We start from the raw sequence: 17960 nt of genomic DNA on the forward strand, positions 1-17960 counted from the left end.
CGCGCAGTAGCGTTCCGTATATGAGACTCGGTGTCCTGGACGTAGGTTCGAACACGGTGCATCTGCTGGTGGTGGACGCCCACCCCGGCGCGCGCCCGCTGCCCGCGTATTCGCACAAGGCGGACCTGCGCCTCGCCCAACTCCTCGACGACGCCGGGGCTATCGGCCCCGAAGGCGTCGATCTCCTGGTCGCCACCGTCCGTGACGCGATGGAGGCCGCGGAGGACAAGGGCGTGGAGGACCTCCTGCCGTTCGCGACCTCCGCGGTGCGCGAGGCGAGCAACGCCGATCAGGTCCTGGCCCGGGTCAGGGAGGAGACCGGCGTCGATCTGCAGGTCCTCACCGGCGCGGAGGAGGCCCGCCTCACCTTCCTCGCCGCCCGCCGCTGGTTCGGCTGGTCGGCGGGAAAGCTCCTGGTCATCGACATCGGAGGCGGCTCCCTCGAAATCGCGTACGGCATCGACGAGGAGCCGGACGCGGCGGTCAGCCTGCCGCTCGGCGCAGGCCGTCTGACGTCTTCCTGGCTGAGCCAGGATCCGCCGGACCTCGCCGACGTGAAGGCGCTGCGGCGGCACGCGCGCGCCCAGATTGCCCGCACGGTGGGGGAGTTCAGCCGCTTCGGCGCCCCGGACCACGTCGTGGCGACGTCGAAGACGTTCAAGCAGCTGGCCAGACTCGCGGGCGCCGCACGCTCCGCCGACGGCCTCTACGTACAGCGCGAACTGAAGCGGAAGTCTCTGGAGGACTGGGTCCCGCAACTGGCCGCGATGACGGCCGAGGAGCGCGCCGAACTGCCCGGAGTCTCCGAGGGGCGGGCCGGGCAACTGCTCGCGGGAGCGCTCGTCGCCGAGGGTGCGATGGATCTCTTCGGCGTCGAGACCCTTGAGATCTGCCCGTGGGCGCTGCGCGAGGGCGTGATCCTGCGCAGGCTGGACCATCTTCCGACGTCATAGGGCGGTAGTCGGCGATAGCCGGCGGTAGTCAGGGCACAACCGCGCTCGACAGTGCGTAGGCGCGTGTCTCCCCGCCAGTAGACATACGTCACATAGGACTCGGGTGTGTGGGAGACCACCTCCCCGGTGCCGATGCGAGGCCCGTACGCTGTCCCTCGTGGCAGAACCAGTGGTGCGCATCCCGGATGCGAAGGTCGCCCTGTCGACGGCCTCGGTCTATCCGGAGTCGACGGCGACGGCCTTCGAGATCGCCGCACGTCTGGGCTACGACGGTGTCGAGGTCATGGTGTGGACCGACCCCGTCAGCCAGGACATCGAGGCCCTGCGCAGACTCAGCGACTACCACCAGATCCCGATCCTGGCCGTCCACGCGCCGTGTCTCCTGATCACGCAGCGCGTGTGGTCCACGGATCCCTGGGTCAAACTCCAGCGCGCGCAGACCGCCGCCGAGAAGCTCGGCGCGTCGACCGTCGTCGTCCATCCGCCCTTCCGCTGGCAGCGTGGATACGCGAACGCCTTCGTCGACGGCATCTGGCGCATGGCGAACGAGACGGACGTCCGCTTCGCTGTCGAAAACATGTACCCGTGGCGTTACCGCGACCGCGAGATGCTCGCCTACGCCCCCGACTGGGACGTCACCAAAGAGGACTACCGCCACTTCACGGTCGACCTCAGCCACACCGCGACCGCCCGCACGGACGCGATGCAGATGATCGACCGCATGGGCGACCGCCTCGGGCACGTCCACCTCGCCGACGGCAAGGGCTCCGCCAAGGACGAGCACCTGGTGCCGGGCCGCGGCACCCAGCCGTGCGCCGAACTCCTGGAGCGCCTCGCGACGAGCGGCTTCGACGGGCACGTCGTCATCGAGGTCAATACGCGACGCGCGATGTCCAGCGCCGAACGCGAGGCGGACCTCGCCGAGGCCCTCGCCTATACGCGGCTGCATCTGGCGTCCGCGGTGAAGGTGCCCCGGTCGTGACCAAGGCGGCACAGGGCGGTGCGGCACAGGGCGGTGCGGCTCCGCGCCGCAGGGGACGTCCTTCCCGTACGCAGTCCGCCGAGGGCCCCGCGACGCGCGACCGCATCCTGGAGGCGGCCCGCACCGAGTTCTCCGCCCATGGGTACGAGAAGACGTCCGTGCGCGGGATCGCCAAGGCGGCCGGGGTGGACTCGGCGCTCGTGCACCACTACTTCGGTACGAAGGAGCAGGTCTTCGAGTCGTCGATCGCGGTGGCCTTCGCGCCCGCGCTCGACGCGCCCGCGGCGATCGACGAGGGCCCGCTCGACGGCGTCGGCGAGCGCCTGACCCGCTTCATCTTCGGCGTCTGGGAGAACCCCGCGACCCGCGTACCGCTGCTCGCGATCGTGCGTTCGGCGGTGAACAACGACACGGCGGCGGCCGTTTTCCGCCGCCTCATCGCGGCGCAACTGCTCAGCAGGGTGGCGCGCAGGATCGACCAGCCTGACGCGGAGCTGCGGGCGGAACTGGCGGCGGCGCAGCTGGTGGGCACGGCGATGCTGCGGTACGTGATCCAGGTGGAGCCGCTGGCCTCCGCCGACCCGGAGGCGATCATCGCGCGGATCGCACCGGTGGTGCAGGGGCATCTGACGGGGCCCTGATCCCGTCGGCCACCTCTTGTCGTCGCCCACCTCATGCGGTCGGCCGCTCACCGAGACAGTCGTCCCATTATTCGGACGGGCTGTCCAGATCGTGGAGCGTCGGCGTACCCTCGAAAACAGTCGATTCCTATGTCTCTGAGATCTCAGAAGGAGCGAGCGACGATGCCCGAGCTCAGGTCCCGCACAGTCACCCACGGCCGCAACATGGCGGGCGCACGCGCCCTTATGCGTGCCTCCGGTGTACCCGGCGCGGACATCGGGCGGAAGCCGATCATTGCCGTCGCCAACTCCTTCACCGAGTTCGTGCCGGGCCACACCCACCTGCAGCCGGTCGGCCGGATCGTCTCCGAGGCGATCGTCGCGGCGGGCGCCATCCCGCGCGAGTTCAACACGATCGCGGTGGACGACGGCATCGCGATGGGCCACGGCGGCATGCTGTACTCGCTGCCCTCCCGCGACCTGATCGCGGACAGCGTGGAGTACATGGTGGAGGCGCACTGCGCCGACGCCCTGATCTGTATCTCCAACTGCGACAAGATCACCCCCGGCATGCTGAACGCGGCCCTGCGCCTCAACATCCCGACGGTCTTCGTCTCCGGCGGCCCGATGGAGGCCGGCAAGGCCACCCTGGTGGACGGCACCGTCCGAAAACTCGACCTGGTCAACGCGATCAGCGACGCGGTCGACGAGAGCGTCTCGGACGAGGACATCCTCCGCATCGAGGAGAACGCCTGCCCGACCTGCGGCAGCTGCTCCGGCATGTTCACGGCCAACTCCATGAACTGCCTGACCGAGGCCATCGGCCTCTCCCTCCCCGGCAACGGCTCGGTGCTCGCCACGCACACCGCCCGCAAGGCGCTGTACGAGCGGGTGGGCGAAACGGTCGTCGAGATCACCAAGCGGTACTACGACGGCGACGATGACTCGGTCCTGCCGCGCAACATCGCCACGCGAGCCGCCTTCGACAACGCCATGGCGCTCGACATCTCCATGGGCGGCTCCACGAACACGATCCTGCACCTGCTCGCCGCCGCGCAGGAGGCCGAGCTCGACTACACCCTGGCCGACATGGACGAGGTCTCGCGCCGCGTCCCCTGCCTGGCCAAGGTCGCCCCGAACGTCGCGCCCGGCGGCACGTACTACATGGAGGACATCCACCGCGCCGGCGGCATCCCCGCGATCCTGGGCGAGCTGTACCGCGGCGGCCTCCTGAACGAGGACGTGCACACGGTCCACTCCCAGTCCATCAAGGACTGGCTGGAGACCTGGGACGTGCGCGGCGGTTCTCCGTCGGACGAGGCCGTCGAGCTGTGGCACGCGGCCCCGGGCTGCGAGCGCTCGGCGACCGCCTTCTCCCAGTCGAAGCGCTGGGCCACCCTGGACACGGACGCCGCGGGCGGCTGCATCAGGGACATGGCCCACGCGTACTCGAAGGACGGCGGCCTCGCGGTCCTCAAGGGCAACCTCGCCGAGGACGGCTGCGTCGTGAAGACGGCGGGCGTCGACGAGTCGATCTGGACGTTCGAGGGTCCCGCCGTGGTCTGCGAGTCGCAGGAAGAGGCCGTCGACAAGATCCTCAAGAAGCAGATCAAGGAAGGCGACGTGGTCGTCATCCGCTACGAGGGCCCCAAGGGCGGCCCCGGTATGCAGGAGATGCTCTACCCCACCTCCTTCCTGAAGGGCCGCGGCCTCGGCAAGGCCTGCGCCCTGGTCACGGACGGCCGCTTCTCCGGCGGTACGTCGGGCCTGTCGATCGGCCACGCGTCACCCGAGGCGGCGTCCGGCGGCACGATCGCCCTGGTCGAGGACGGCGACCGCATCCGCATCGACATCCCGAACCGCGGCATCGAACTCCTCGTCCCGGAGGAGGAGCTGACGGCCCGCCGCGACGCCCTCGGCGGCGTCTACGCCCCCAAGTCCCGCGAGCGCAAGGTCTCGGCGGCACTGCGGGCGTACGCGGCGATGGCCACGAGCGCGGACCGCGGCGCGGTGCGGGACGTGTCGAAGCTGGGCTAGCGCCCACCTTTTGACGGTGTTCGATCGCTGGACCGGGCTGGATACATCCAGCCCGGTCCAACGTCGTTTCAGCCCGTCGTGGGGTTGCCGGATCGGCAAGAGCACCGTCAGACCTCAGGAGGCGGGGCGGGCGCGCAGGTGGGCGCGCTCGCCCTGCTTGCCGAAGATGACAAGCAGCTCCACCGGCTGGTCGTTGTCGGAGCCGAGCCAGTGCGGGACGTGGGTGTCGAATTCCGCGACTTCCCCCGGCGTCATGACCAGGACGCGGTCGCCGAGGTGGAGGCGGAACCTGCCGTTGAGGACGTAGATCCATTCATAGCCCTCGTGTGTCCGGAGCTCGGGCTCGGCGGACGTGGGGCTGATGACGAGTTTGTGCGCGTGCATGCCGCCCGGCCTGCGGGTCAGCGGCACATACGTCATGCCGTCGCGGGTGACGGGGCGCAGATGAAGGCGGGGATCGCCCGTCTCCGGAGCGCCGACGAGCTCGTCGAGCGGGACGTTGTAGGCCCGGGCCAGGGGCAGCAGGAGTTCCAGGTTGGGTTTGCGGCCGCCGCTCTCCAGGCGGGAGAGCGTGCTTTCCGAGATCCCGGTGAGTTCGGCGAGGGCGGCCAGCGTGATGGCGTGCCGGCGGCGCAGGTCCCGCAGCCGGGGGCCGACGCCGGCCAGCACGTTCTCGAATTCGTCCATGCACCGCATCTTGCTGAACCGGCATGAAGGATTGCAACTTTTCGGGGCTCGGTCGCACTCTCCTGGCGACGTGAGCCACGCACCTCGTGGCTCACCGAGGCAATCCCGCCCCTCATCGCTCAGGAGAGCTGCCGATGTCTACTCCCGCCCGCACCGCTGGGAAGGCCCCGGATGCGGATGCCCCGGATGCGGATGCGCCGGATCCCCGCCGGTGGATGGCGCTGATCGTCGCGTCGGTCGCCACCCTCATGGTCGTCCTTGACGTGTCCATCGTGAACATCGCACTGCCGCAGGCGCAGAGCGACCTCGCGATGGGCGACGCGGACCGCCAATGGATGATCACCGCTTACGCACTCGCCTTCGGAGGACTGCTGCTCCTCGGCGGGCGCATCGCCGACTTCGCGGGACGCAAGCGCATCCTCGTCATCGGCCTGCTGGGCTTCGCGGCGGCGTCCATGCTCGGGGGTCTGGCGCCCGACCCGGGCACTCTGTTCACCGCACGCGCCCTGCAGGGTGCTTTCGCCGCGCTCCTGGCACCCGCGGCGCTCTCCCTCATCACCGTCGCCTTCACCGACCCCAAGGAACGTGCAAAGGCATTCGGGATCTTCGGCGCGTTCCAGGGCGGGGGAGGAGCCGTCGGGCTTCTCCTGGGCGGTGTCCTCACCGAGTACGCGGGCTGGCGCTGGTGCATGTACATCAACGTCCCCATCGCCCTGGCCGTGGCTCTCGCCGCCCGGCTCTCCGTCCGGGAGAGCCGCGCCGCAGGCGACCGGCACTACGACCTTCCCGGCGCTCTGCTGGTGACCGGTGGTCTTGTCGCCCTCGTCTACGGCTTCACCCGGGCCGCCGACGGCGGAGGCTGGACCGCTCCCGCCACAGTGATCGTCCTGGCGGCCGCAGTCCTGCTCCTCACCGCGTTCGTGCTCGTGGAACGCCGCACCGCCCACCCTCTGCTGCCGCTGCGGGTAGTCATGGAACGCAACCGTGCCGGAGTGTTCCTGGCCAACCTCCTCATCGGCGCAGGCATGTTCGGCATGAACCTCTTCATGACGTACTTCCTCCAGGTCAACCTCCACTACACGCCGCTGCAGGCCGGCATCGCCTTCCTGCCCTTCAGCGCCGGGATCATCGCCACCACCACACTCGGCGCGCCCCTCGTCACCCGTTTCGGCCCGAAGCTCCCGATGGTCGCCGGCACCGCTCTGGCCACGGCAGGGCTGCTGTGGCTCACCCGCCTGGACAGCGCATCCGGCTACACCGGGGAGGTCCTGCCGACCCAGATCCTCGTGAGTGTGGGCCTGGGCCTGTTCTTCATGGCAGGCCCCAACGTCGCGCTGTCCGGCGTCGACCCACGCGACGCCGGAGTCGCCAGCGCCGCACTCACCACCAGCCAGCCGATCGGCGCGGCCCTCGGCCCGGCACTCCTCAACACCCTCTACCTCGCCGCCGTCACCGGCTACCTCGACCCCCGCACCCCGGCCGGCGGCGAAGCATCCCGCGCCCTGCAGCTCCAGGGCTTCCTGCACGGCTACCGCATCGCGTTCATCGTCGCCGGTGCCCTCCTGGCCGCAGCCGCCCTCGCCCTGACCGTCCTGGTGAAAACACCCAGGACCCCCAAAACGCCCAAGACCCCCGCGGACACACTGCCCGCTGCCCCCACCCACTGACCGGAAAGGCGCCACCCCGATGAACGACCCCACCCAAGGAGATCAGGCCCCTGCCGATGCGGCACGGTTCTGGGAGAACCTCTACCGCGGCAAGGACGCCGTGTGGAAGGGCGACCCCAACCCGGTGCTCGCCGAAACCGCCGCACAGTTCACCCCGCCCGGACGGGCCCTGGACCTGGGCTGCGGCGAAGGCGGCGACACCGTCTGGCTCGCGACCCACGGCTGGCACGTCACCGCCGTCGACATCGCTCCCACCGCACTGCGACGCGTCACCCGGCACGCAGCCCGCGCAGGCGTCGCCGACCGCGTGAGCGCCCAGCAGCACGACCTCGCCGAAACCTTTCCCACCGGGACGTTCGACCTCGTCAGCGCCCAGTACCTCCAGACCCCCTACGACCTGCCCCGCACCGACGTCCTGCGCCGGGCCGCCCACGCCCTCACCCCCGGCGGGCTCCTCCTCCTCGTCGACCACGGCTCGGTGCGCCCCTGGGCCTGGAACACCGACCCCGACACCCGCTTCCCCCGCCCCGAGGGAATCTTCGACGAACTCGCCCTGGACCCCGCCCGGTTCACCCCCGCCCGCCTGGCGTCCCCCGAGCGCGAGGCGACAGGCCCTGACGGCCGGAAAGCAACCGTGACCGACACCGTCGTCGCCGTCCGGCGCACCTGAGAACCCACCGCACCCCACCCCACCTCACCCCACTGTCTTTACAGGAGCCCTCCATGGCAGACCTCTTCGAACCGGTGACCGTCGGCAAGTGGACACTGAACAACCGCATCGTCATGGCACCCATGACCCGCAACCGCGCCACCCCCGACGGCGTACCGACCGACCTCATGGCCACCTACTACGGCCAGCGAGCCACCGCCGGGCTGATCATCACCGAAGGCGTGCAGCCAAGCACCGTGGGCCAGGGGTACATGAACTCACCCGGCCTGCACACCCCCGCCCAGACCGCCGCCTGGCGCACCGTCGCCGACGCCGTCCACCAGCACGGCGGGCGCATCGTCGCGCAGATCATGCACGCCGGACGCATCTCGCACCCCGACAACAAGCACCACACCGAAACCGTCGCCCCCAGCGCCATCGCCGCACCCGGCGAGATGTTCACCGCCACCGGCCCCCAGCCCCACCCCACCCCCCGAGCGCTGCGCACCGACGAAATCCCCTCCGTCATCGACGAATACGCCCACGCCGCACGGGCCGCCGTCGACGCCGGACTCGACGGCATCGAGCTCCACGCCGCCAACGGCTATCTGCTCCACCAGTTCCTCGCCCCCAACACCAACCAGCGCACCGACTCCTACGGCGGCACCCCCGAGGCACGCGCCCGCTTCGTCATCGAGGTCGCCCAGGCCGTCTCCGACGCCATCGGCAGCGAGCGCGTCGGCATCCGCATCTCACCCGCCATCAACCTCCACGGCGCCATCGAGGACGACACGGACGACACCGCCATCACCTACCGCACGCTCGTGGACGCCCTCTCCACCATGGGCCTGGCCTATCTGCACACCATCGGAGACCCCGTCACGCCCCTCATCGAGGACCTCTCCCACCGCTTCGCCGGTTCTCGCATCGTCAGCAACGGCTGGGACCCGGTCACTGACGCCGCCATCGCCCAGGCCCTCCTCGACGACGACCAGGCTGACCTCGTCGCCGTCGGCCGAGCCTTCATCGCGAACCCCGACCTCGTACAGCGCTGGCAGACCCAGGCACCCCTGAACCAGCCCGACATGAAGACCTTCTACGGCGGCGACCACCGCGGTTACACCGACTACCCGTCCATGTATCCGTCCCCTTATCCGTCCATGTGACGAGAGCCCGGGTAAAGAAGACCAACCACCGCAACCACCCCACCCCGCCCTCGCGTCCACCCAGTGACGAACATGCCAAGGGCGGCCCGGAGCCGCCGCTTCACGGGGGAGAGAAGCATGAGCGAGAACGTCATCGCACCAGAGTCCGCGGAAGAGATCGAAGCCGCGGCGGCGACGTCGTACCCGATCGTCGCGGACGTCAACGTCCGCTCAGGGCCGGGCACGTCGTACGGCAAGGTGGGCAGCCTCTCGGCAGGAGCCCGAGTGACGATCCTCTGCCAGAAGCCGGGCGAGAAGGTCACGGGTCCGACCGGCACATCGAAGCTCTGGGACCGCATCGGCAGCGGCCGCTACGTCTCCGACACGTACGTCCGCACGGGCAGCAGCGGCTACGTGGCACCCCGCTGCTGAGCCACAGCCCGGCACGCACGCACCACGCACCACGGAAGCCGCCGAAGTCAGCTCACTCGGACTTCGGCGGCTTCGTCGCGTCGAACGTGAAGACCGTGTTCTCGGCCGCCGCCACAACCACCACACGGCCCGAAACCGCGACCCGCGGACTCGCGTTCGTGTCACCGGTGAGCCCGTCCGCCCGCGGCCCCGTGCTCCAGAGCGGCTTGCCGCTCCGCGTGGAGAGGGCGACGACCCGCCCGCTGGCGGAGCTGAAGTACAGAGCGCGTCCAGCCCCAGCCCCAGCCTCGGTTCCAGCCCCCGCGAGAACCGGCCCCGAAGCGCCCTCCACACTCGTCTGCCGCGACCACTTCTGGCGGCCGGTCGCGGGATCCACCGCGCTGATCCGCCCGGTCGGCTCGGCGAAGTAGACGGTGCCGTCCACGATGCCGGGCGTCCCGTCGTACGTCTTCTTCAGCGGCCGGGACGCGACGCGACCGCTGTCCGGGTCGACCCGCAGCGCCTTGTCGTAGCCGAGAAACTCGGGCCCGTTCATCCGCTGGTGAAGGAGTACGAGCTTGCCCTCGTCGACACCGATCGGGTGCACAGGCCCCTGGACCGCGATGCCCTTGCCGAACGTCCCCGAATTGAGGTCGACGGTGTGGAAGGCGGGGTGGCGCACGTCGACGTTCGCGATTTCGGCGGCCGGCGCGCACATCGCGTACATCCGCTGACCGGCCGCGACCGGCGTGCACTCCGAGCCCGCGGGGAACGGCGTCGACCAGAGGGTGCGTCCGGTGCGCGCGTCCCTGGCCTCGACCCGTGTACGGCCCGTGTCGACGGACAGGACGGTCGAGCCGGACAGGACCGCGTCGTTCGTCCGCCCGGCGACGGCCGTCGACTGGCCGCTGATCGGCCGGGACCACAGTTCCTTGCTGGTGTCGGCGTCCAGGGCCACCAGTTTTTCCGTCTGCCCCGATCCCTCCGGCGGGAGGCGGTAGCCGAGGACGGTGTCGTTGGTGGCGCCCACGATGTGCATGCCCTGCGTGGGCACGCCGGGGCTCTTCACCTTCCAGACCTCTTTGCCGTCGGAGATCCGAAGCCGGGTCGCGACGACCCCGCCGCCCCCGCAGAACAACGCGTCCTTGCGCGGTACGCAGCGCACCTCGTCCGGGATGCCGCGCTCGTTGGGCACGGTCGTGCGCCACGGCCGGAAGCCGTCGGGCAGGGGCGCTTCGGCCGCCGCGACCTTGCTGTCCTTGCCGCTGCCGTCGCCGGAGGGGGCGTCGGACGAGCGGAGCTGGAGCGTGGCGATCCCGCCCCCGAGCACGGCCACGGCGACGGCCGTGGCGAGCACGGGGCGCCAACGGCGGCGCGAGCCGCGGCCGACGAGGGTGCCTTCACGCGAGCCGTCGACCGCCTGGGTGACGCCGCCACTGTCACCGGTATCGGCACCCGCACCGCCCCCGGTCCCGGCACCCGCACCGCCCCCGGCCCCGGAACCCGTGGACCGGTGATGCTGCGTATGCGTGTCCCGCGTACAACTGCCCTCCACCCCCGACGCCGCGTCCCCCAGCTCGCCCGGCAGGTCCCGCAGCCGCTCGAGCAACTGGTCCGCCGACGGGCGCGCGTCCGGGTCCTTGTCCAGGCACGGCTCGACCACCACGCGCAGGGCGGCCGGTACGGCATCCAACTCCGGCGGCTCGTGCACGACTTGATACGCCGTCATGTACGGGCTGTCCGCGTCGAAAGGACCCTGCCCCGTCGCCGCGTACACCAGCAACGTACCCAGCGAGAAGACGTCGGACCGTGGCCCGACCCCACGCGGCGCCTGCAACTGCTCAGGCGACATGAACGGCGGCGTACCTATGACCCGCCCCGTCATCGTCAGCGTCTGCTGGTCCGCGGCGCGCGAGATGCCGAAGTCGATGACGCGCGGGCCCTCGGGCGAGAGCACGACGTTCGAGGGCTTCAGGTCGCGGTGCACGACGCCCACGCGGTGGATGTCACGCAGGGCCTCGGTCAGGCCGATGGCGAGTGTGCGCAGGTCCGGGCCGGTCAGCGGGCCCGTCTCAGCGATGCGCTGGGCGAGCGTGCGCCCCTCTATATAGGTGGTCGCCATCCACGGATACTCGGCCTCCGGGTCCGCGTCGACCACGGCCGCGGTGAAAGCGCCGCTCACCCGCCGCGCCGCCGCCACCTCCTGCCGGAAACGGATGCGGAACTCTTCGTCCCCGGCGAACTGCTGGTGGATCAGCTTGATCGCGACAGGGCGACCCGATGCCGTACGTGCCAGAAAGACCGTGCCCATGCCGCCCGAGCCGAGCCGTGCCTCGAGCGGATAGCCGCCGATCTCAGCTGGGTCACCTCCGCGGAGCGACACTCTCCCGACCTCCCGGTCCTCCCGTGCATCAGTTCCCGCATGGGTCCGTTTTTTTATCCCTGCCTCACAAAGTAGCCGCCAAGTGGTAGGGCAGGGCAAGGCGGGGGACGAATAGGGCGAGCCTGCCCACGGACCGCCACGCACCCACTCCGCCGCGTATTCACGCCGCCACACCCGCGTCGCCACGCGTCTGCGCCGCCACGCGCCTCCGCCGACCCGCACCCGCATGCATCGCGGCCGCCCCGGGCGATACTCGACGGGTGAGCGCAGATTCCAGCACCCCCGACCGCACGGCGGCGACGGCCACGACGGCCCCAGGCCCGCAGCCCGAGCCCCTCCGCTTCTTCGGCACGACCTGGGTCGGCCACGACAACGGCTACGGCGCGCGCCGCGCGGGCGTCGCGGCAGGATCGCTGCTCGCCGCCGCGGCCGGCTGCTTCGTGCTGCGTTTCGCGTACGAGGGCATGGCGGTCGCGGACGTGGGGGCGTTCGTGAACTTCCTGGTCCTCATCATGTTCTCGATCTGCAGCGCGATCGCCTTCCGCCGCGCCTGGGAGGGCTTCACCCGCCGCCACGACCCCGCGTCCCAGTCGTCGATGCGCGGCCTCATGACGATCGGCTTCGTCGGCGTCCTCCTCGCGTACTTCTTCCGCTCCCTGACCGAGGCCCCCGGCGAACAGCTTCACCGCGAGGAGTACGAGGCGGCCCGCGAGCAGTACGCGAAGCGCACGTCACGGCGTACGGGCAACCCGTCCCGGAAGAAGAAAAAGGCCTGAACGGCACGGAGTGAAGCAGGGAGGAGTGGCGGAGTAGAGGAGTGGCGGAGTAAAGGAGTGACGCGCCCCGGGGCCATGGGTCGAGACTGAACCGCATGACTGCAGCCCCTTCGCGCCGCGCTCACTCCTTCAACGCGGCAGCCGCCCAGTACGCGGCCCACCGCCCCTCTTATCCACCCGCCCTCTTCGACGCCGTCGAGAACCTGGCGGGCCGCCCCCTCACCGGCGCCCGTGTCCTCGACGTCGGCGCCGGCACGGGCATCGCGACCACCCTCCTGGCCGACCGCGGGGCCCACGTCGTCGCGGTCGAGCCGGGCGAGGGAATGGCACGGGAGTTCCGCCGCACGCTGCCGACCGTGCCCCTGGTGCGGGGCGACGGCGACAGCCTGCCGTTCGCCGACGGCTCGGCCGACTTCGTCACGTACGCCCAGGCCTGGCACTGGACGGACCAGGAACGCTCCGTCCCGGAGGCCGTCCGCGTGCTGCGCCCCGGCGGCGCGCTCGCCCTGTGGTGGAACATCGCGGACCCCGAGCTGGAGTGGATCGCCGCGCAGGACGCGAGGATCGCCCGCTGCCTGGGTTTCGACGACGGCGCGCAACGCACCGCGGACCGGACGAGCGAGCTGACGAAGGCCCTGGACTTCCGCCGGGACCGGGTCCGCTGGAGCCGCCGCATTCCTCTCGACTCCCACCTCGCCAACATCGGCAGCCACTCGGCCTTCCTGGTTCTCGGCGCGGAACGCACGGCGGCTTTCCTCGCCGAGGAGCGCACGGAGCTCCTGAAGGTCTTCCCGGACGGGATGGCGCAGGAGAGCTACGTGACCGACCTACTCCTGGCGACCCGCCCCGACGACTCCTGACCCTCCCCGTACGCCAGCAACTGCCACCGCTCACAGGCCACCGAAGGCCGGGGCGCTGCCCCACCGCCCCGGTGGGGGGCGCCGGGAGCCGAGCGCCCGTCGCCCTGGTGCGGGTGTCGAGGGCCGGGGCGCTGTTCATCGCCCCGGTGGGGGTGGCGAAAGCCGGGCGCTGCTCGTCGCCCCGATGGGGGGCGCGGAAAGCCGGGGCGCTGTTCATCGCCCCGGTGGGGGTGGCGAAAGCCGGGCGCTGCTCGTCGCCCCGGTGGAGGTGCCGAAAGTCGGGTGTTGCTCATCGCCCCCGTGGACGGCGCCGAAAGCCGAGCGCCCCATCGCCCCCGTGAAGGGCGCCGAAAGCCCAGTGCCGCCCACCCTCCGGCGCGCGGCACCAACCGGCCGGGCGCTGTCCGCCAGCCCCTTCACGCCCCCCCATCACACCTCCCGGTCACACCCCCCGTCACACCCCCCGAAAACCCCCACCGGCCCTTGACGCCCCCGACGTCCTGCGCGCAATAATCATCACATGATGAATATCGACGAGGAACCACCCGCCATCGAGGCGATGGACCTGACCGTCGTCCGAGGCCCCCGCACAGTCCTCCGCGACCTGGACTTCACCGTCCCGAAGGGCCAGATCACCGGCCTCCTGGGTCCCTCCGGCTGCGGCAAATCCACGCTCATGCGCGCGACAGTCGGCACCCAGGCCAAAGTCACCGGCACCCTGAACGTCCTCGGCCACCCGGCAGGCGCCCCCGGTCTCCGCTCCCGCATCGGCTACGTCACCCAGCACCCCTCCGTCTACGACGACCTCACCGTCCGCCAGAACCTGGACTACTTCGCCGCCGTCCTGGACCCCGGCCGCGGCCCCGCCGCCCAGCGCCGCCACGACCACGTCACCCGAGTCATCGACGACGTCGACCTGACGACCCACGCCGACGCGCTCGCGGGCAACCTCTCCGGAGGTCAGCGCAGCCGCGTCTCCCTGGCGGTGGCCCTCCTCGGCGCCCCCGAACTCCTCGTGCTCGACGAACCCACCGTCGGCCTCGACCCCGTACTCCGCCGCGACCTGTGGAACCTCTTCCACTCCATCGCCGCCGACCGGGGCACCACGATCCTCGTCTCCTCGCACGTCATGGACGAGGCCGAACGCTGCCACCGCCTCCTCCTCATGCGCGAGGGCGAGCTCCTCGCCGACGACACCCCGGACGCCCTGCGCACCCGTACCGCCTCCGAAACCGTCGAAGCGGCCTTCCTCCACCTGGTCGACGAGGCCGTCGCCGCCCAGCACGACACCACCGCCCCCACCGGAAGCACCACCCCCTCCACCGGGAGCCACCGATGAACGTCCACCGCACCCTCGCCACCGCGGCCCGTGTCCTGCGACAGCTCCGCCACGACCCCCGCTCCATCGCGCTGATGCTGCTCGTCCCCTGCGTGATGCTGCTGCTCCTGCGCTACGTGTTCGACGGCAGCCCGGCGACCTTCGACTCCATCGGCGCCTCGCTCCTCGGCATCTTCCCCCTCATCACGATGTTCCTGGTGACCTCCATCGCCACCCTCCGCGAACGCACGTCCGGCACCCTCGAACGCCTCCTCGCGATGCCACTGGGCAAGGGCGACCTCATCGCGGGCTACGCCCTCGCCTTCGGATTCCTCGCCGTCATCCAGTCGGTACTCGCCACCGGCCTCGCCCTGTGGGCCCTCGGCCTCGACGTCACGGGATCCGCCTGGCTGCTGCTCCTGGTCGCGCTCCTCGACGCCCTGCTCGGCACGGCCCTCGGCCTCTTCGTCTCCGCCTTCGCGGCCTCGGAGTTCCAGGCGGTCCAGTTCATGCCGGCGGTGATCTTCCCCCAGCTCCTCCTCTGCGGCCTGTTCACCCCACGCGACAAGATGGCGCCGGTCCTCGAATCGATCTCGAACGTCCTCCCCATGTCGTACGCCGTGGACGGCATGAACGAAGTCCTCCGCCACCCCTCCGTCACCGGCGACTTCGTACGCGACGCGGTGATCGTCGCGGGCTGCGCCGTACTCGTCCTCGCCCTGGGCGCCGCCACCCTCCGCCGCCGCACGGCCTGACCCACCAATGCGAGGATGACCCGAACAGAACGACCCCAGATCGACCCCAGATCGACCCGCTGAACCGCACCCGGAGGGTGACCCACACATGCCCCAGCCCGTCGCAGTCCTCGGCACCGGCAAGATCGGCGAAGCCCTCCTCAGCGGAATGATCCGGGCAGGCTGGGCCCCCGCCGACCTCGTGGTCACCACCCGCCGCTCCGAACGCGCCGCGGAACTGCGCACCCGCTACGGAGTCGACCCCGTCAGCAACGCGGAGGCCGCCAAGCAGGCCGGCACCCTCATCCTCGCCGTCAAGCCGCAGGACATGGGCCGCCTCCTCGACGAACTCGCCCCCCACATCACCTCCGACCGCCTGGTCATCAGCGCCGCCGCCGGCATCACCACCTCCTTCATCGAGGAGCGCCTCGCCGACAGCACCCCCGTCGTCCGCGTCATGCCCAACACCCCGGTCCTCGTGGACGAAGGCATGTCCGTCATCTCGGCAGGCAGCCACGCCACCGCGGCGCACCTCGCCCACGCCGAGGAGATCTTCGGCGCCGTCGGCAAGACCCTGCGCGTCCCCGAGACCCAGCAGGACGCCTGCACCGCCCTCTCCGGCTCAGGACCGGCGTACTTCTACTACCTGGTCGAAGCCATGACCGACGCGGGCATCCTCCTCGGCCTGCCCCGCGACAAGGCCCACGACCTCATCGTCCAGGCCGCGATCGGCGCCGCCGTGATGCTCCGCGACAGCGGCGAACACCCGGTCAAGCTCCGCGAGAACGTCACATCCCCGGCGGGCACCACGATCAACGCCATCCGCGAACTCGAGAACCACGGCGTACGAGCAGCCCTCATCGCCGCCCTCGAAGCAGCCCGCGACCGCAGCCGCGAACTGGCCTCCGGCAACAACAGCTGACGTCCGCGCCGGGGGGCGCGCAGTATCCGCGCCCCCCCCCACGCCCCCACGGCCCCTGCCTACGGCACCTCGCTCACCGGCGGCAGCAGGCCGATCGCCCGATAGGCGGTGTCCACCGTCGGCCTGGCCATCTCCCTGGCCCGCTCGGCCCCCCGCCGCAGCACCTCATCCACATACGCGGGATCGGCGACCAGCTCCTTGTGCTTCTCCTGCAGGGGCCGCAGGATCTCCACCACGGCGTCAGCGGTGTCCTTCTTCAAAGCCCCGTAGGTCTCATACACACCGCTCAAGCCCTCAGGACTCCCGCCTTCACAGGACGCCAGGATCTCCAGAAGATTCGAGACACCCGGCTTGGTCTCCCGGTCGTACTCGACCTCGCTCCCGCTGTCCGTGACAGCGCGCAGGATCTTCTTCCGCACGACGTCCGGCTCGTCGAGCAGATAGACGATCCCGGCCCCGGCACCGCCGGACTTCCCCATCTTCGACATCGGATCCTGCAGATCCATGACCCTGGCCGCCACCTTGGGATACGTGGCCCGCGGCACCACGAACGTATGGCCGTACCGTTGGTTGAACCGCACCGCCAGATCCCGGGTGAGCTCGACGTGCTGCACCTGGTCGTCACCGACCGGCACCTGGTCCGCCCCGTACGCCAGGATGTCCGCCGCCATCAGCACGGGATAGGTGAGCAGCGAAAGCCGCACACTCCCGCCGCGGGCCCGCTCGAGCGCGGATTTCTCCTTGTACTGGATCATCCGCCGCATCTCGCCGTCCGTCGCGACGCACTCGAGCAGATACGAGAGCCGGGCGTGCTCGTCCACATGACTCTGTACGAACACGGTGGCCCGCTCGGGATCGATCCCCGCCGCAAGCAACAGCGTCGCCGCCTGTCGACTGAGCCTGAGCACCCGACCGGGATCGTGATCCACGGTCAGGGCGTGCAGATCGACGATGCTGAACAGCGACTCGGCGCGGTGCTGATCAACCTCTGCCCACTGGCGCACGGCGCCCAGGTAGTTCCCCAGGGTCAGATGCCCCGTCGGCTTGATCCCGCTGAAGATCCTCGTCATCTCTCCACCTCCTGGTCAGGACCACCGGCCCGACGACCGGGCTCCGGGTCCTCCAGGGGGAGAAACAAGAACGGCCGCCGAGTCGGCAGCCGTTGAGTACATGCGTGTGTACGGCCGCCGTCAGGCGGCCCACCACAGCTGGGTGTGCGCATGCGTTGTCACGCCTCCTACAGTAGCGAGCGAGGGACGGCACGGACCAGGGTTGACACGCCCAGACCGCGTACGTAGTGTTCTCCGAGTTGCCCGACGTGAGCGTCGACCCTTGGTCGGTCCCCGGGCAGCCATTCCGCAAGAACAGAACCATTCAAACGATCGATGACGTGTCATCTTCGATGTCCCGTCGTCTGCTCGTTTTCATGCGCTTTTGCGAAATGAGGAATCCGCGTTCGAAAGGACGCCCCGATTTGGATCGGGAGCCAGGATTCCGCTAAAGTCTCACTCGTCGGAACGGCCCAACAGCCGGGAAGACAAACCCCGCTGACTGGGAATCAGGCCCGAAAGGATCTGGTAGAGTCGGACTCGCCGGAAAGGGAAACGCGAAAGCCGAAAGGCCGGAGCGGAAACCTGAAAGGCGCCGAGGGAAATCGGACACGAAAGAGTCTGATAGAGTCGGAAACGCAAGAACGAAACACAGCAAGACAAAATGAAACGCCGAAGGGAAGCGCCCGGAGGAAAGCCCGAGAGGGTGAGTACAAAGGAAGCGTCCGTTCCTTGAGAACTCAACAGCGTGCCAAAAGTCAACGCCA

At 70.1% G+C, this 17960-nt stretch carries 16 protein-coding genes; 13 read left to right on the plus strand and 3 right to left on the minus strand.

Features of this window, described 5'->3' with window-relative positions; translation table 11 throughout:
• Positions 1-20: 20 nt before the first annotated feature.
• The 4 genes from ACFQ7F_RS26330 to ilvD all read left to right on the plus strand — a co-directional run bounded on the left by ACFQ7F_RS26330 (position 21) and on the right by ilvD (position 4592).
• Complete coding sequence (locus tag ACFQ7F_RS26330; protein ID WP_383274800.1) at positions 21-953, plus strand: Ppx/GppA family phosphatase; 933 nt, start codon at positions 21-23, stop codon at positions 951-953.
• A gap of 157 nt (positions 954-1110) precedes the next feature.
• Positions 1111-1935 (plus strand): sugar phosphate isomerase/epimerase family protein, encoded by an 825-nt coding sequence (locus ACFQ7F_RS26335; protein ID WP_383274803.1) that lies wholly within the window; start codon positions 1111-1113, stop codon positions 1933-1935.
• Positions 1932-2576 (plus strand): TetR family transcriptional regulator, encoded by a 645-nt coding sequence (locus ACFQ7F_RS26340; RefSeq protein WP_383274806.1) that lies wholly within the window; start codon positions 1932-1934, stop codon positions 2574-2576. The genes ACFQ7F_RS26335 and ACFQ7F_RS26340 overlap by 4 nt, the downstream gene beginning before the upstream one ends.
• 162 nt (positions 2577-2738) lie before the next feature.
• On the plus strand, positions 2739-4592 hold the full coding sequence (gene ilvD / locus ACFQ7F_RS26345) for a dihydroxy-acid dehydratase (protein WP_383274809.1): 1854 nt from the start codon (positions 2739-2741) through the stop codon (positions 4590-4592).
• A 114-nt stretch (positions 4593-4706) separates the two neighbouring features.
• Here the strand turns inward: ilvD and ACFQ7F_RS26350 are convergent, their stop codons facing one another.
• A complete protein-coding gene (locus tag ACFQ7F_RS26350; RefSeq protein ID WP_383274812.1) occupies positions 4707-5279 on the minus strand; it encodes a helix-turn-helix domain-containing protein in 573 nt (190 codons plus the stop codon).
• Positions 5280-5413: 134 nt separating this feature from the next.
• On the opposite strand from ACFQ7F_RS26350, the gene ACFQ7F_RS26355 reads away from it, so the two are divergent.
• The 4 genes from ACFQ7F_RS26355 (at position 5414) to ACFQ7F_RS26370 (ending at position 9172) form a co-directional block, all read left to right on the plus strand.
• The gene (locus ACFQ7F_RS26355) at positions 5414-6946 is read left to right on the plus strand and encodes an MFS transporter (RefSeq protein ID WP_383274815.1); all 1533 of its coding nucleotides are present in this window, start codon (positions 5414-5416) and stop codon (positions 6944-6946) included.
• 19 nt (positions 6947-6965) lie between these two features.
• On the plus strand, positions 6966-7616 hold the full coding sequence (locus ACFQ7F_RS26360) for an SAM-dependent methyltransferase (RefSeq protein ID WP_383274818.1): 651 nt from the start codon (positions 6966-6968) through the stop codon (positions 7614-7616).
• Between the two features lie 53 nt (positions 7617-7669).
• Positions 7670-8761 carry an alkene reductase gene (locus ACFQ7F_RS26365; RefSeq protein ID WP_383274821.1) on the plus strand — a complete coding sequence of 364 codons (1092 nt, stop codon included), beginning with the start codon at positions 7670-7672 and terminating at the stop codon, positions 8759-8761.
• Between the two features lie 117 nt (positions 8762-8878).
• Positions 8879-9172, plus strand: coding sequence for an SH3 domain-containing protein (locus ACFQ7F_RS26370; RefSeq protein ID WP_383274824.1), 294 nt, complete (start codon positions 8879-8881; stop codon positions 9170-9172).
• 52 nt (positions 9173-9224) lie between these two features.
• Here ACFQ7F_RS26370 and ACFQ7F_RS26375 read toward each other — a convergent pair whose 3' ends face one another.
• A complete protein-coding gene (locus ACFQ7F_RS26375) occupies positions 9225-11534 on the minus strand; it encodes a PQQ-binding-like beta-propeller repeat protein (protein WP_383274827.1) in 2310 nt (769 codons plus the stop codon).
• 260 nt (positions 11535-11794) lie between these two features.
• Between ACFQ7F_RS26375 and ACFQ7F_RS26380 the strand changes: the two genes are divergently transcribed.
• The 5 genes from ACFQ7F_RS26380 to proC all read left to right on the plus strand — a co-directional run bounded on the left by ACFQ7F_RS26380 (position 11795) and on the right by proC (position 16144).
• Positions 11795-12310, plus strand: a complete 516-nt coding sequence (locus ACFQ7F_RS26380; RefSeq protein WP_383274830.1) for an EamA/RhaT family transporter — start codon at positions 11795-11797, stop codon at positions 12308-12310.
• Positions 12311-12405: 95 nt separating this feature from the next.
• The gene (locus ACFQ7F_RS26385; RefSeq protein ID WP_383274833.1) at positions 12406-13170 is read left to right on the plus strand and encodes a class I SAM-dependent methyltransferase; all 765 of its coding nucleotides are present in this window, start codon (positions 12406-12408) and stop codon (positions 13168-13170) included.
• A 520-nt stretch (positions 13171-13690) separates the two neighbouring features.
• Positions 13691-14509, plus strand: coding sequence for an ABC transporter ATP-binding protein (locus ACFQ7F_RS26390; RefSeq protein WP_383274836.1), 819 nt, complete (start codon positions 13691-13693; stop codon positions 14507-14509).
• A complete protein-coding gene (locus ACFQ7F_RS26395; protein WP_383274839.1) occupies positions 14506-15243 on the plus strand; it encodes an ABC transporter permease in 738 nt (245 codons plus the stop codon). Before ACFQ7F_RS26390 ends, ACFQ7F_RS26395 begins: the two co-directional genes overlap by 4 nt.
• Before the next feature lie 88 nt (positions 15244-15331).
• Entirely contained in the window at positions 15332-16144 is an 813-nt protein-coding gene (gene proC / locus ACFQ7F_RS26400) for a pyrroline-5-carboxylate reductase (RefSeq protein ID WP_383274842.1), read from the plus strand.
• Positions 16145-16203: 59 nt separating this feature from the next.
• On the opposite strand, the gene trpS is transcribed toward proC, so the two are convergent.
• A complete protein-coding gene (gene trpS, locus ACFQ7F_RS26405; RefSeq protein ID WP_383274845.1) occupies positions 16204-17214 on the minus strand; it encodes a tryptophan--tRNA ligase in 1011 nt (336 codons plus the stop codon).
• Positions 17215-17960 lie beyond the last annotated feature (746 nt).

Origin of the sequence: Streptomyces sp. NPDC056486, from assembly GCF_042795295.1 — a bacterium.
In the GTDB taxonomy this organism is placed as follows: domain Bacteria; phylum Actinomycetota; class Actinomycetes; order Streptomycetales; family Streptomycetaceae; genus Streptomyces.

Bases quoted from the DNA above. Each gene is read 5' to 3' on its own strand.
- ACFQ7F_RS26330 (WP_383274800.1), top strand. From the start codon at position 21: ATGAGACTCGGTGTCCTGGACGTAGGTTCGAACACGGTGCATCTGCTG.
- ilvD (WP_383274809.1), top strand. From the start codon at position 2,739: ATGCCCGAGCTCAGGTCCCGCACAGTCACCCACGGCCGCAACATGGCG.
- ACFQ7F_RS26350 (WP_383274812.1), bottom strand. From the start codon at position 5,279: ATGGACGAATTCGAGAACGTGCTGGCCGGCGTCGGCCCCCGGCTGCGG.
- ACFQ7F_RS26355 (WP_383274815.1), top strand. From the start codon at position 5,414: ATGTCTACTCCCGCCCGCACCGCTGGGAAGGCCCCGGATGCGGATGCC.
- ACFQ7F_RS26360 (WP_383274818.1), top strand. From the start codon at position 6,966: ATGAACGACCCCACCCAAGGAGATCAGGCCCCTGCCGATGCGGCACGG.
- ACFQ7F_RS26365 (WP_383274821.1), top strand. From the start codon at position 7,670: ATGGCAGACCTCTTCGAACCGGTGACCGTCGGCAAGTGGACACTGAAC.
- ACFQ7F_RS26370 (WP_383274824.1), top strand. From the start codon at position 8,879: ATGAGCGAGAACGTCATCGCACCAGAGTCCGCGGAAGAGATCGAAGCC.
- ACFQ7F_RS26385 (WP_383274833.1), top strand. From the start codon at position 12,406: ATGACTGCAGCCCCTTCGCGCCGCGCTCACTCCTTCAACGCGGCAGCC.
- ACFQ7F_RS26390 (WP_383274836.1), top strand. From the start codon at position 13,691: ATGATGAATATCGACGAGGAACCACCCGCCATCGAGGCGATGGACCTG.
- ACFQ7F_RS26395 (WP_383274839.1), top strand. From the start codon at position 14,506: ATGAACGTCCACCGCACCCTCGCCACCGCGGCCCGTGTCCTGCGACAG.
- proC (WP_383274842.1), top strand. From the start codon at position 15,332: ATGCCCCAGCCCGTCGCAGTCCTCGGCACCGGCAAGATCGGCGAAGCC.
- trpS (WP_383274845.1), bottom strand. From the start codon at position 17,214: ATGACGAGGATCTTCAGCGGGATCAAGCCGACGGGGCATCTGACCCTG.